The organism is Micrococcus sp. LASM2_SD2 (genome assembly GCF_057364565.1).
Window position 1 is genome coordinate 1 of record NZ_JBNFOB010000476.1, and the last position, 621, is coordinate 621.

Consider the following 621-nt stretch of genomic DNA (forward strand, 5'->3'; position numbering starts at 1 on the left):
ATGCAGCACCGCGTCCACGCCGGCCCGCACCTGGGCGGTCACCGCCTCGGCGGACCACCCGGCGAGCGCGCCCATCGCCACCAGGCGTGCGGGCACGTCCTCGGCGGAGTTCGCGTGCAGGGTCCCCCAGGCGCCCTGGTGTCCGGTGTTCAGGGCGGTGAGCATCTCGGCCACCTCGGCGCCGCGGCACTCGCCGACCACCAGCCGGTCCGGGCGCATGCGCAGCGCCTGCCGGATCAGCTCGGCCATCGTCACCTCACCGGCGCCCTCGGCGTTCGCAGACCGGGTCTGCAGGGCCACCACGTGCGGATGCTCCGGTGCCGCCTCGAGGGTGTCCTCGACGGTGAGGATCCGCTCGGCCGGGTCCACCTGGCCCAGCGCCGCGGAGAGCAGCGTGGTCTTGCCGGTGCCGGTCGCCCCGGAGACCAGCACGGTGGCGTGCGCGGTCACCAGATGGTCCACCGCGGCCTTCCATCGTTTCCCGTCCGGCCAGCCCTCGGCGAGCGCTCCCAGGCTCGGCCTGCTCGAGGCCGGCACGCGCAGGCTCAGCAGCGGTCCCGCCCCGGACAGCGGCGGCAGCACGGCATGCACGCGGATCCCGTCCACGCGGGCGTCGGCCCA

At 75.7% G+C, this 621-nt stretch carries 1 protein-coding gene; it reads right to left on the reverse strand.

Features of this window, described 5'->3' with window-relative positions; genetic code table 11:
- Nucleotides 1-621: TadA family conjugal transfer-associated ATPase (locus AC2W7A_RS13195; RefSeq protein WP_485991722.1), on the reverse strand; the 621-nt coding region annotated here is incomplete at both ends.